General features: G+C 66.2%; 8 protein-coding genes and 2 tRNA genes. 9 read left to right on the top strand and 1 reads right to left on the bottom strand.

The features are described from left to right. Positions 1-4 precede the first annotated feature (4 nt). The 4 genes from ACIA47_RS10410 (at position 5) to ACIA47_RS10395 (ending at position 1,434) form a co-directional block, all read left to right on the top strand. A complete protein-coding gene (locus ACIA47_RS10410; RefSeq protein ID WP_396707049.1) occupies positions 5-919 on the top strand; it encodes a DUF3566 domain-containing protein in 915 nt (304 codons plus the stop codon). Between the two features lie 151 nt (positions 920-1,070). Then, positions 1,071-1,144 (top strand) — tRNA-Ile (locus tag ACIA47_RS10405). A gap of 42 nt (positions 1,145-1,186) precedes the next feature. Beyond that, the gene (locus ACIA47_RS10400) at positions 1,187-1,315 is read left to right on the top strand and encodes a DLW-39 family protein (RefSeq protein ID WP_209444550.1); all 129 of its coding nucleotides are present in this window, start codon (positions 1,187-1,189) and stop codon (positions 1,313-1,315) included. 43 nt (positions 1,316-1,358) lie between these two features. Beyond that, positions 1,359-1,434, top strand: a tRNA-Ala gene (locus ACIA47_RS10395). A gap of 55 nt (positions 1,435-1,489) precedes the next feature. Here the strand turns inward: ACIA47_RS10395 and ACIA47_RS10390 are convergent. Continuing rightward, on the bottom strand, positions 1,490-2,239 hold the full coding sequence (locus ACIA47_RS10390) for a site-specific integrase (RefSeq protein WP_396707046.1): 750 nt from the start codon (positions 2,237-2,239) through the stop codon (positions 1,490-1,492). A gap of 194 nt (positions 2,240-2,433) precedes the next feature. Here ACIA47_RS10390 and ACIA47_RS10385 point away from each other — a divergent pair, with 194 nt between their 5' ends. The 5 genes from ACIA47_RS10385 to ACIA47_RS10365 all read left to right on the top strand — a co-directional run bounded on the left by ACIA47_RS10385 (position 2,434) and on the right by ACIA47_RS10365 (position 11,491). Further along, positions 2,434-4,296, top strand: a complete 1,863-nt coding sequence (locus ACIA47_RS10385; protein ID WP_396707044.1) for a class I SAM-dependent DNA methyltransferase — start codon at positions 2,434-2,436, stop codon at positions 4,294-4,296. Beyond that, positions 4,289-5,488: a restriction endonuclease subunit S gene (locus tag ACIA47_RS10380; protein ID WP_396707042.1), complete on the top strand. Its 1,200-nt coding sequence runs from the start codon at positions 4,289-4,291 to the stop codon at positions 5,486-5,488. Before ACIA47_RS10385 ends, ACIA47_RS10380 begins: the two co-directional genes overlap by 8 nt. A gap of 95 nt (positions 5,489-5,583) precedes the next feature. Continuing rightward, positions 5,584-5,853 carry a hypothetical protein gene (locus ACIA47_RS10375; protein ID WP_396707040.1) on the top strand — a complete coding sequence of 90 codons (270 nt, stop codon included), beginning with the start codon at positions 5,584-5,586 and terminating at the stop codon, positions 5,851-5,853. A gap of 746 nt (positions 5,854-6,599) precedes the next feature. Continuing rightward, on the top strand, positions 6,600-10,655 hold the full coding sequence (locus ACIA47_RS10370) for an AAA domain-containing protein (protein ID WP_396707038.1): 4,056 nt from the start codon (positions 6,600-6,602) through the stop codon (positions 10,653-10,655). Continuing rightward, positions 10,655-11,491 (top strand): hypothetical protein, encoded by an 837-nt coding sequence (locus tag ACIA47_RS10365; protein ID WP_396707036.1) that lies wholly within the window; start codon positions 10,655-10,657, stop codon positions 11,489-11,491. The genes ACIA47_RS10370 and ACIA47_RS10365 overlap by 1 nt, the downstream gene beginning before the upstream one ends. Positions 11,492-11,633: the final 142 nt, after the last annotated feature.

The raw sequence follows: 11,633 nt of genomic DNA, 5'->3' as shown, positions 1-11,633 counted from the left end.
TTGAATGACGGAGACACAGGCGAAGTCGGGGAACTCGGGGACCTCGGCCAAACCGGTCGACGAGGAGGCCGCCAAGGGCGGCACACCAGCGACCGGCCGCGCGGCCGTGGGCCGGGCGACGGTCCCCGCCGACGCGCCTGCCCCGAAGTTCACCAGGGCTCCAGGTATGACACCGCCGCCGGAACAGCCAGGCGAAGATGGCGAGTCCAGCGACAAGACCGAGACGCCCAGCGCCGAGGCACCGACGCCGGCCGCCGCCAATCCTCCGGGTCCGGCGGCGGCACCCTCGGCACGTCCGGCGACCACCCAGCCGATCGGTCTCCGGCCCGGTCAGGCGGCGTCAACCGGGTCCACCGGCACCCAGCCGCGGATCACACCCGGGATGACCCAGCCGCAGCCGGAAGCGGCGCGTACGTCCGCCACCGCCGGTCGCCCGGCCAGCGGCGGTGGCCTGCCACCGGGGATCGGCAACGCGTCGGCCGTCGGCGCAGCCCGCGTCGGTGACGCGGTGCGTGCGGCGCGTACGTCGGTCAGCTCGGCCGCCTCCCGCGGACCGCGCCGGGCCCGGCTGAACCTCAAGCGGATCGACCCGTGGTCCGTGATGAAGTTCGCATTCGCGGTGTCGGTGGTGCTCTTCATCGTCGTGGTGGTCGCCACCTCGGTGCTCTACCTGGCGCTGGACGCGATGGGTGTGTTCCAGAGCGTCAACGAGAGCCTGAGTGACCTGGTCAACGCCGGCGGCGGCCAGAGCACCAGCGGCTTCCAGATCACCGCCAAGGGCGTGATTCTCAGCTCGGCGCTGATTGGCCTGGTCAACGTGGTGCTGTTCACCGCGCTGGCCACCCTGGGCGCGTTCGTCTACAACGTCTGCGCCGACCTGGTCGGCGGGATCGAGCTGACGCTCGCCGAGCGGGACTGAGTGACCGGGACGCCGGGGCACCGCTTAATGCGGTCGCTCCGGCGTCCCGTACTCGGGTAGGTTTTGCAGGCGGCGACGGGCCCGGCTCGCAAGCTCGGACCCCGATTTGGGGCCGGCGGAGCGGATGGGTTAATCTTGCTCGTCGCAACGCGGGGCTATAGCTCAGTCGGTTAGAGCGCAGAGCTGATAACTCTGAGGTCGATGGTTCGATTCCATCTAGCCCCACCGCATGTCGTCCGACGGTAGTCGAGCGCGAGGGGTCGCCCCATGTTCAAGAAGCTGCTGATTCTGGCTGGCGTCGTCGGTGTGGCCGCCGTCGTGTTCAACAAGATCAAGGCGTCGAACGACGAGCGTGCCCTGTGGCACGAGGCGACCACCGCGCCCGACCTGCGCTGACGCTCGGCCCGGCGACGAGCGGTCGTCGCCAAGGTCCACCCACGGGGCCCTAGCTCAACTGGCAGAGCACTGCCTTTGCAAGGCAGGGGTTAGGGGTTCGAGTCCCCTGGGCTCCACCACCACTTTCTTCGGTTGATCTCGGTCCGAGTACAGCCATTCGTACAGCCAAGCCGGTCACGCCGTCCCCTCTTGGCCGAGAATCCGGTCAATGGCCGAGGCAGCCTGACGGGCCCGCGCCGGCAGAACGTGGCCGTAGGTGTCGGCCGTCATCCGGATCGTGGAGTGCCCAAGCAGCTCCATCACCGTCCGCAGCTCCTCGCCCTGGTCGAGCATGAACGTGGCGGAGGCGTGCCGCAGGTCGTGCAGGTGCAGCCAATCCAGCCCCGCCGCCGCGCGCAGCTGCTCGAAGCGCCGGTTGGCGTTCCGCGGCTCAATCGCGGTGCCGATGGTGCTGGCGAAGACCAGGCCCAGATCCGACCACACCTCCCCGGCGGCGAGCCGATCCTTGGCCTGGCGTACGCGCTGTGCCTCCAACGCCCGGACGGCCAACGCCGACAGCGGCAGCGGGCGGGCTGACCGGTGCGTCTTCGGTGGCACGAACTCCAACCCGCGATCCGTCCGTTGGAGCATCTGCCGAACGAACAGCGCCCTTCCCGGCAGGTCGACATCTGACCACCGCAGGCCCAGCAGTTCAGCCCGGTCGCCAGCGCCAGGACGAACAACGACTCCAACCGGTCCCCGGTCAGCACCGACAACAGCGTCTTGGCTTCCTCGGGCGTCAGCGCTCGCCGCTCGGTCCGGCCGACCCGGCGGCTTGGCCGCCCTCTGACAGTTCGCGCAGAGGAATATCACGACAGGACGAGTTTGCCTGTCTGGGGTACGGAGCCGCCGCGCGAACCAGGTGCGATAAGTTTCGGTGATCATTGGCCAGGAGGGATCAGGCACGCGCGCGGGGGGCGCACAGGGGACACAGGACTCTCTCAAACGTTGTCGATTAGTGACTAGTCGTGCGAAGCTCAGGCGCCGTGTGAGCCGGAGTGGGTGCCGTTGCAGCTGGTGGCAGGGCAGCGGCTCTATGTTCCGCTTCAACGTGTGAGGGGAAGAAGTAGGAGCTGGCCATGGCAGAGAGCACCACGGAGAACCTGTTCCGCGAGTTCTACGGGGCCTCGACGTTCGTCGAGAAGCGTGACATCCCGAGGAAGTTCGGCTTCCGGTCCAAACGCAAGGGGTCGACCGACGACGGCTTCCCGGACTTCTTTAAAGACATGGGCTCGTGGCTCATCGTCGTCGAGGCCAAGTCCGGCGAGCCCGGGCCGCGGTCGGATCACGCCGCTGCCCTGACCGAATTGCGCAGCTACATGACCAACAACGCTGTTCCCCACACCGACATCGTCGGCATCGCCGTCTCCGGCCAGACCCTCAAGAGCCTGCGTGTCACGCATCTGCTGCGCAAAGGCGACAGCGACGAGATTGAAGAGCTCGAAGGCATGCAGAGCCTGGTAAGCCTGAAAGCGCTCGCCAACCGCTACGAAGCTGCGGCCATCGGCGATCCGCTCTCCGACACCGAGCTGCGGCGCTTCCTGCGGCGGCTCAACGAGCGGTTCCACCGGGACTCGCGGGTGCGGGACACCGAGCGCTCGCTGTTCTTCTCGGCGCTGATGATCGCGCTCGACGACGAGCCGTTCCGCAACGTCTATAAGTCGGTCGGCAAGCCCGAGGACGACCGGCTGGTCGGGGCCAGGTATCTCAACGATCAGATTGTCGAAGCTGTCACCCGTCAGCTGGAGAAGAAGGTCAACTCCGAGTCGAAGCAGATCGACTGGCGCGACCGCTTCGCGTTCGTGAAGACCGTCGACATCCCGCTCAACGAGTATAAGGAAATCATCGGCGAGATTGACGAGCGGGTGCACCAGCCGTCCAAGCGCTCGGTGAAGCGGGACATCCTTGGCCGCGCGTACAAGATCTTCCTGTCGCGCGCCGGCAAGATGGACAACAAGAACATCATCCTGACGCCCGACCACATCAAGACCTTCATGGTCGGTCTGGCCCGGCTGGAGCGCGATGATGTCGCCCTTGACACCTGCATGGGCTCCGGCGGCTTCCTTATGGACGCTATGGAGCAACTCGTCGACAAGGCCCACGGCGACGAGCAGAAGATCGAGCGCATCCACGAGCACCAGCTGATCGGGCTGGAGCTGGACGCAATTCTGTTCGCTCTCGCCTGCTCGAACATGTTTCTCCATGGCGACGGCCGGTCGAACCTGCTCTACCGCGATTCGCTCATCACGCGCGGCAAGTCGTTCGCGGTGGCCAAGCGGGATGAGAAGTTCCGCGATTACATCAAGGGCCTGAAGTCGACCAAGTGCGTCATCAACCCGCCGTACGAGAACGACAACCCGATCAACTTCACGATGTCGGCGATTGAGTATCTCGAAGAGGGCGGTCGGCTGGTCATCATCATGCCGAACAACACGCTGTCGAAGAACTCGAACCAGAAGGCCTCTCTCGCGATCCTCGAGCGTGCTCGCCTCGACTTCGTCATCGACATGCCCCAGCAGCTCTTCTTCGAGCAGAAGCGCGGTGTGAAGACGTCGATCTTCGGCTTCATCAAGACGAGCAACGGTCACGACCATGACGCCCTCGTGACTTTCGTCGATATGGAGGACGACGGGCACGAGGTGCAGCTCGCGCACGGACGCCGGGACACCGGCCGCTGGGGCGGCATCGCCGCGAACGTCCAGCGCGCCATCCGTGACGGTTTGGAAGACCGAGAGGCCCGGTCCTGGCGCACGCCGGTCTTCGACGATGCCGGCCGGTTCATGCCGCGCGGCGTCCGGCAGAACCCTTGGCCGCAGACGCAGTCGCACGACCTGGACACGGCGATCGCCGACTGGCAGGAAGCGCGTGCTGTCCGCGAGGAAGCCCAGGCGGCGATGGCGGCGGTGCTGTCGGCCGCAGGCATCGGCGGCTTCGATGACTGAGTGGCACTCTGTTCCTCTTGAGCGGCTGGTCACCCAGCACGTTCCGGAACAGGTCACGCCTGACGACGACGACACCGTTCGATTCGCGGGCGTGCGCTGGTACGGCGACGGTCTGTTTGTGCGCGAGGAGCGCAAGGGCTCCGCAGTCAAGGGGAAGTGCTACGCGCTGAAGCCGGGCCTGCTGATCTACAACCGGCTGTTTGCCTGGAAGCAGTCGTTCGCGGTCGTCACGGACGACTACGACGGAGTCGTGGTCTCGAATGAGTTCCCCCAGTTCGAGGTGGACACCGCGCAGGCCACCCCCGAGTTCCTCGCCCTCTACTGCTCGTCGCCTGTCTTCGCGGCCAAGGCACTAAGCCTGTCGTCTGGATCAGCTGCCGTGAGCCGGAACCGGCTGAAGGAGGCCGACTTCCTTCGGCTGGAGGTCGCTTGTCCGCCGCTGGAGGTGCAGGGGCGCATCCTCGAGGTCATCACCGCTGTCGACACCGTCATCAACGCGTTGCTGGCCGAGGTGGAAGCCGTAGCGGCAGCCCGGACGGCCCTGCTCGACGAGCTGTTGCGGCGACGGGATGACTCGTGGACCGACAAGCCGATAGGCAAACTCGGCTCCGTGACTCGGGGTAAGCGATTCATCAAGTCGGACTATGTCGACAGCGGCATTGGCTGCATCCACTACTCGCAAATCCACACGGACTTCGGCGCGCACACCGACGAGGTCCACTCCTGGCTGCCGGAGGGGATGCGCCCCAAACTACGGTTCGCCACACCGGGTGACCTCGTGATCGCCGGCACCAGCGAGAACTTCGACGGGGTGCTGAAGGCTGTTGCCTGGCTCGGCGAAGAAGACGTGGCCGTGCATGACGACGCGTACATCTTCGAACACGAGCTGGAGCCCCGGTTTGTGTCCTACGTGTTCGCGTCTCCTGGGTTTCGTGCGCAGCTGCCGGCCGTTATCTCGAACACCAAGGTCGTTCGGGTCTCCAAAGACGCGCTCGAGCGGTTGACCGTTCCGGTTCCGCTGCCTGACACGCAGAAGGAGATCGCCGACACGATGGATACCATCGACCGGCAGGTGCGAGCGACGTCGGACGAGGTGGCTCGAGCCCAGACCGCGCGCGCGGCGCTGTTGGACGCCCTGCTGACCCACAAGATCGACGTCACGCCGTCCGACCTGCCTGACGACCCGGCATAGCATGCAGCCCCGGCCTCTGCCGGAACGACCAAGAACCCTGTGGTCAACGCGATCAGGGTTCTCCGCTAACGCACCGTGAACGTTCCACCATCACGGTGGAACTCATCGTCCTGCCTTGCGGGCCGAACAGCTACCCGCTGCGCAACGTGGGCACGGAGCCGGCTGTGTCGGTCGAGATCGATGGCGACGGCGGGCTGATGCGGCTGACTGAGCATCAGACGTCGAAGGCGTCGCGGTTCAACCCGGGCCAGTCGGTTGGATTTTGGGTGATCACCGCAGGCGAACTGCCGGAGATGAGCGAGATCCGGGTCCGTTGGGAGGGCAGCAGCGGCTGGGTAGTCGTGCCGCTGCCACAACTTCGGTAGCGGCGGTGATCGAAGTGTCGGAGGGGCGCCCAGCTCATCAGTTTCGCGAACTGGCCGGCGGAGCGGATCCCGATCAGGCGGTCGTCGAACGTGTCAACTACTGATGCGCGGGCGGCGACCTGTTGTTTTGGTGTTCCTGTGCCAGGTGCTGATCATGCCTTTCCTCCCGAGCTTGTCGTCGGTGTCGGTGTCGGTGCTCGTGGGTTCGGTGGCGATGAGGCGTCGTACGTGGCGTGGTGACACGCCGGCAGCGGAGGCGACGAGGACGAGGACTGGAAGAGCACCGTGGCGTTCTGGTTCGCCCTCACCGCGACGACGTGCGCCCTAATCAGCGCCACCGTCGATGCCACCAACTTCCTCCGCGCACAGGAGCCGCCGAAGCCGCCGGCCGTCGTTTCCCGCTGACGCCTGGCTTCCTTTATTGATGCATCGAGGGCCCAGTTTCGGCGAAAATCGCCTGCTACGGCCTCTCCCCGCGCCACGCAGCACCTGTGCGAGTTGGCGTCAATCTGCGCCGAGCCGCGCCCCGGCGCTGCAACGTCCCGGCCTGCTCGATGAGCCGACAGGGCACGACGGTACTTCAGGCGAGGAGGTCGAGGTTACTGAGTGGGGTCGTCCCGATGACGTCGGTGTCGGAAATCCGATGCATAGATGAACGTGCCTTGCGCCCTATCCTGGAGGGCTTTGCCTCGGGCCGACGGCCCGGCGGATCAGCACTGGTGTACGTCGACTGACTTGGAGACGAGATGCTGTTGACCCAACCGGATGTACTCCACCTCGTTGAACAGGCCGCTGGCCGGTGGGCGGACCAATTGATCGACTTCGGCCCACGCAACACGCTGCTCTACTCCAAGGAGCGACAGACCACCACCCTCGATCTCACTGACGCGGCTCCCGGCGTGGTCGCTGACCTGCTCCGGGGGCAGAAAGTTCGCCTGCGGACACTGTTCCCGGACCAGGACCGGCACAACACCGCCTGCAACACTGCCCGCAGCCTCCGCCGGAAGCTGGTCGAGTTGGAGGAGGAACAGGGCATCCAGGCCGGTTGGGTGACCCGCGGCCTGCTCTGCATGGTCGGTCCCTACACCCGCGGCTCCGTGCCGATGCAACCGCTGCGGGCACCACTGATCCTGCAGCAGCTTGCGCTGGACAGCAGAACGGCGACCGAGAACGACTTCACGCTGGAGCTGCCGGAATTACCCGAGATCAATCCCGTTCTCCTTTACGCGCTAGAACGGCAGTACGGCGTGGAGGCGGACATCAGCGCCCTTGGCGACAAGCTGAGCGCGATGTTGTCTGAGATCGCTGACCCGGACCAGCAGCTCAGTGCTGCATACGAGCTGATCGCCGAGGCCGCCGCGCCCAGCGGCCTGTCTCTCAGGCTCGAGCCCGCGGTGGTTGCCGGCGTCTTCAGCTTCGACAAGCTGCCCATGGTCGAGGACCTGCGCAACTCGGCCGAGCTGCTCGCATCACATCCGGTGATCGGCGCAATGGCGGGCGACCGCGACGCTCGGCAACAGCTGCGCACTGAGCAAGCTCAGGGGTCCAGCTCCAGTACCGATCGGATCGATCCGGCCAAGGAGTTCTTGGTCCACGACGCGGACTCCTCTCAGCAGTCAGCGATCGACGCGGTGCTGTCCGGCCGGCATGTGGTCATCGAGGGTCCACCCGGCACGGGTAAGAGCCAGACGATCGCGAACATCATCGCGTACATGGCCGCGATGGGCCGCAGCGTGCTGTTCGTCTCCGAGAAGCGGGCTGCCATCGAAGCGGTGATGAACCGCCTTGGCGACGTCGGGCTCGACAACCTGGTATTCGACCTGCATGACCGCAAGATCAGCAAGCGGCAGGTCGCCCAGCGCATCGCCAACGTCCTTACCCAAGCCGGCACCGAACCACCCGTCGACACCGACGAACTGCACCGCCGCCTACAGAGCCGCCGGGCCGCAGCAAAACGGCATCCGGCCGAGCTGCACGAGGTACGGCAACCCTGGGGGGCGAGCGCTTTTCAGGTCATCGAGCAGCTCCTCGCGCTTCCGACTTGCGACGTCAGCGGCTACAACCTGCGCGCATCCGAGCTGCGGAATCTCGACCGATCGAGGCTCGAGTCCGCGCGGGAGGACCTTCGGACGTTCGTGGATCGTGGCGGCCTGAGGATCTGGCGCGGGGAGTCGCCGTGGGCGAAGGCTGCCATCCGCACCCCAGACGATGTCGGCAAGGTGCTGGTGCATCTCGACGAACTCGCGTCCGGTGCCCTGCAGGGCGCACAGCGCCAGATCCGGAACTTGGTCGACCGGGCGGGGCTGGACGTACCGGACGACCTCGCTGCCTGGAGGGACCTGTTCGACCTGCTCAGCGAGGTCGACCGCACCATCGCCAGCTACGGCGAGCAGGTCTTCGGCCCGGATCTGGACGACTTCCTTTACGCGACAGCGCCAGGGCGATCCCGGCCGCGCCGGCCGGAGCCGCTCGGGATCTTCCGCCGGTTCCAACTGCGCCGCGAGCTGAGGCGAACCTGTCCGGCCGCTCCCCGGAAGCGAACCGAGATGTACCGGGGCCTCGTCGCTGCAGTGGACCAGCGTGAGCGGTGGCGGAAGCTCAGCCGTCGGGACAGCGCACCCACTGCTCTGGCCGGCGCCGACCTGTGCATGTCGTCCTTCACCCAGGTGCGGAACCACCTCGCCGCGGTGGCGGCATGTGCCCGAATCGACGGTCTTGAGCGTGGAACCACCACCACCGCGACCAACACTCTCGCCGAGTTGAACGCCGACCGCGAGACGTTGTTCCTGATGCCCGACCTGAACAAACAGCAGCAGCTGTTCCGCTCGTTGGGACTGAGCCGCATGCTCGATGACCTGGCCACCCGGCAGGTCTCGAGCGACGAGGCAGCCGCCACGCTGCTGCGGTCCTGGTTGCAGGTGGTCCTCGACGAGATGCGCATGCGGGTCCCGTACCTCGGTCAGTTCGTCGGGCAGCAGCATGCCGCAGTGGTCCAGGACTTCCGTGTGGCGGACAGCCGGCACATTGAGATGGCCGCCCGGCACGTGCGCCGCAACGTCGCAGTCAACCTCCGGAAGGCCCGAGACGCCTATCCCGACCAGAACGGCCTCGTCCGGCGGGAGGCAGCGAAGAAGAGCCGGCACCTCTCTCTTCGGAAGCTACTCAGCAGCGCACCGGAGGTGCTCCTCGCCGCCTTCCCGTGCTGGGCCATGTCACCACTGGTGGTCAGCCGCATCCTGCCGGCCGAGCGGTCGTTCGACGTGGTGATCTTTGACGAGGCGAGCCAGATCGAGCCGCACGACGCGGTCGCTTCGATCATGCGTGGCACTCAACTCGTCGTGGCCGGCGACCCGAAGCAGCTCCCACCCACGCCGTTCTTCCGGCGCCTCGTTCAGCAGAGCCCGGCTGGCGAAGACGATGATCTCGGCGACGAGAGTCTCGAGGACTACGAGTCCATTCTTGACGTCCTCGGTGGCCTCATCTCAGACCGGTTCCGCTTGACCTGGCACTACCGCAGTCGAGACGAGCGTCTGATCGCATTCTCGAACGTCGAGATCTACAACCGGTCCCTCGTCACGTTCCCTGGCGTTCAGGTTGGCAGTCCGCTGCGCTTGGAGACGGTGGACGGCCGTGTCGCCCCCGGGCAGGGCGGTTCATCAACCGAGGAGGTCAACAGAGCGGTTGAGTTGATTCTCGAGCACGCCGAGCAGCGACCAGACGAGAGCCTCGGCGTCATCACCATGGGGCAGAAGCACGCCCTGCGGATTGAAGCGACCCTGCGCAGCCGACGCCGCGAGCACGAGCACCTCGACGACTTCTTCTCGCAGGACCAGGCCGCGAGCCAGCGGTTCTTCATCAAGAGCCTGGAAAACGTCCAGGGCGACGAGCGGGACGCCATCATCCTGAGCATCGGCTACGCCAAGACTCGAGACGGCCGACTTCCGCTGCGCTTCGGACCGCTCAACCAGGAGGGCGGTGAGCGGCGCCTCAACGTCGCGGTCACTCGAGCGCGGAGTCGGATGACCGTGGTGAGCGCCTTCTCCCATCACGATATGGACCCGAACCAGACCGCGGCGACACGGAACCGCGGACCCGAACTGCTCCGCCGCTACCTGGAGTTCGTCGACCTCGGCGGCGACCTCGGCGCGCGACAGCACACCGGGGTCGAGCTAAACGGCCTCGAACGCAGCGTGCTGAAGGCTCTCCAGCAGCAGGGCATCAACGCCGTGCCGCAGTGGGGCGTCTCCGGCTACCGCATCGACCTGGCCCTCGCCCACCCAGACCAGCCCGGCCGCATGGTCCTCGCTGTGGAGACCGACGGTCATTCGTACCACCAGGCACACAGCGCCCGGGACCGGGACCGGCTACGCCAGCAGCACCTGGAGCGACTCGGGTGGGAGTTCCACCGGGTCTGGTCGACCGACTGGTACGTGGATCCAGCCGGCCAAACAGCGCGGCTCGTCGCCCGCTGGAAGCAGGCGGTCGACCGCGCCAACCACGCCGCGAGGAGCCACCCCGGCCCGCCGGCCCGCCGGCCCGCTCAGCCACCGTCACCGCCGGCGACCCGCCGTGGCCCACGCCCCGACGTGCCGATCGGTTTGCGGATCACCGACTACACGCGGGAACAGCTGGTACAGATCTGCACCTGGCTGGTGAGCGACCAGCTTCAGCGTGATCGGGATGAGCGCCTCCAGGAGGCCATGACCGAGCTCGGCTTCCGTAAGCGGGGCTCAATCATCCTCCAGCGCCTGACCGAAGCACTCGACATTGCGCAGCAGCGCGCCGACCGGGAGGTGTCCTGATGATTGCCCTCGACCCGCTCACTCTGGAACGCGTCGCTCGCCTGATCTGCGACGTCGACGGTCCCTACGAGCGGACCGGTACGCAGATCGAGCGATTCCTGCACCGGGTCCGGTGGCCTGGCGAACCGCAGTACGACGGCTCTCCGCGCATCCCCTGGCTGACGGAAGTACTCAATTCCCATGCCGACGATGCCGCCGCACTCGACCGGCTGCTCTGTCGCATCGGTGATCCGCTGGAGTACGACGGCGGCGTCGAGGCCGCCGAACCGATCGCGCAAGAGCTGAACCGCCTCCTGGTTCCCGAACAGCTCACTATCACCTACATCGGCGGGCGCCCCGTGCTCGGTCAACTCAGCCAGAGTAGCGATGTTCCCTTGTACGGGCCGCCGCCGGACCTCCACGAGCGGGTGCGACGCCTAACTGGGAACAGCAAGGCGGTCGACATCCTCATGGCGCGCGCCGACGAAGCGTCGATCTGCCAGAACAACGGGGCCTACGCGCTGGCGATCATCGGCATCGGCAGCTTCGTCGAAGGGCTGCTGCACGTCGTGGTGACTGATCGCGACGAGACCGTGCGCAGGAACGGCCTGGTCGACCGTAACGGCCGACGGGTTCGGGCCGAACGAGCGGGCCTTCACCTGCTCCTCGAGTACGCGCATCGGAAGAATTGGGTCCAGACCGACGCCAAGGACTTCATGGAGAAGGTCCGGGACTATCGCAACTTCGTCCACCCCCGTCACCAGATCGACTACGGGCTCGTGCCCGACCTGGACACGGTGCGGATGTGCTGGGCGCCTGTACACGCGCTTCTCAACGACCTGGAATCCGCATCATGATCAACGGCGCATCTCGGTAACCAACAAGCAAGCGGACTGACCTCTCCTTGTCCAGATGCCGACCTCGACACCGCCGCTGCAACTCCAGCTTCCGAACCAAGGCCAGGTGCTGGAGTAGCAGGCGGAGGTCAGCGGGGCCGCA

The organism is Micromonospora sp. NPDC051227, assembly GCF_044455385.1.
GTDB lineage: Bacteria > Actinomycetota > Actinomycetes > Mycobacteriales > Micromonosporaceae > Micromonospora.
The sequence above is the reverse complement of the archived record's forward strand: the minus strand, read 5'-3'. Positions and strand labels throughout refer to the sequence as shown.

What these genes read in the sequence shown, in the direction of transcription:
- ACIA47_RS10390 (WP_396707046.1), bottom strand. Translation starts at nt 2,239, where the DNA reads ATGATCACCGAAACTTATCGCACCTGGTTCGCGCGGCGGCTCCGTACC.
- ACIA47_RS10400 (WP_209444550.1), top strand. Translation starts at nt 1,187, where the DNA reads ATGTTCAAGAAGCTGCTGATTCTGGCTGGCGTCGTCGGTGTGGCCGCC.
- ACIA47_RS10370 (WP_396707038.1), top strand. Translation starts at nt 6,600, where the DNA reads ATGCTGTTGACCCAACCGGATGTACTCCACCTCGTTGAACAGGCCGCT.
- ACIA47_RS10380 (WP_396707042.1), top strand. Translation starts at nt 4,289, where the DNA reads ATGACTGAGTGGCACTCTGTTCCTCTTGAGCGGCTGGTCACCCAGCAC.
- ACIA47_RS10385 (WP_396707044.1), top strand. Translation starts at nt 2,434, where the DNA reads ATGGCAGAGAGCACCACGGAGAACCTGTTCCGCGAGTTCTACGGGGCC.
- ACIA47_RS10410 (WP_396707049.1), top strand. Translation starts at nt 5, where the DNA reads ATGACGGAGACACAGGCGAAGTCGGGGAACTCGGGGACCTCGGCCAAA.
- ACIA47_RS10365 (WP_396707036.1), top strand. Translation starts at nt 10,655, where the DNA reads ATGATTGCCCTCGACCCGCTCACTCTGGAACGCGTCGCTCGCCTGATC.